Source organism: Vibrio sp. 2130-1, from assembly GCF_033339515.1.
This window is the reverse complement of the sequence record NZ_JAWOUT010000355.1, coordinates 1-654: the sequence shown is the minus strand read 5'-3', so window position 1 is coordinate 654 and position 654 is coordinate 1. Positions and strand designations below refer to the sequence as shown.

Here is a 654-nt window from a genome sequence, read left to right as displayed (position 1 = left end):
TAAAGATCGATCAGCACCAATGAATGCGACAGTAAGCAAAGTAGCCTGTGGCGCTGCAGAAGTGGTGCCTTTGATTCGTGTAACCAACCTAGCGCGCACAATGCGTACTCTGCAAGAGCAGGGCATCTGGTTCGTGGGTACGGCGGGTGAAGCGACACACGACATTTATCAAGCAAAACTGACTGGTCCTCTGGCAATTGTCATGGGCGCAGAAGGTGATGGCATGCGCCGCCTAACGCGAGAAACTTGCGATGATTTGATTAAAATCCCAATGGCAGGTAGCGTATCAAGTTTGAATGTGTCGGTTGCATCAGGCATCTGTTTATTCGAAGCAGTTCGTCAGCGCTTGGCTGCGAAGTAAGCGAATGAGACCATATGTCACTGAGCCCAAAGGCTTAGTGGCTTGAAGAATCAAACACATAGGATGGGAAACCATCCTTTGTTATTTTTAGCTAGGGAAATTATGACTCAACAAGATATTAAACTGATTGCGTTCGATCTGGATGGCACATTGTTGGACAGCGTACCTGATTTGGCCGTTGCTGCAGACCAAGCGGTACAAGCTTTGGGTTACCCTGCAGTATCGGAAGAGCAAGTACGTGATTACGTAGGTAACGGTGCTGACGTCCTGATTGGCCGTGCACTAAGCCAAAG

At 48.6% G+C, this 654-nt stretch carries 2 protein-coding genes; both read left to right on the top strand.

The annotated features are described in order from the left end of the window. A partial coding sequence (locus tag R7Q09_RS26195; protein WP_318143950.1) for a TrmH family RNA methyltransferase occupies positions 1–361 on the top strand: 361 nt, incomplete at its 5' end. Between the two features lie 102 nt (positions 362–463). Beyond that, positions 464–654, top strand: a 191-nt coding sequence (locus R7Q09_RS26190; RefSeq protein WP_318143949.1) for an HAD hydrolase-like protein, incomplete at its 3' end; no start/stop codon positions are given.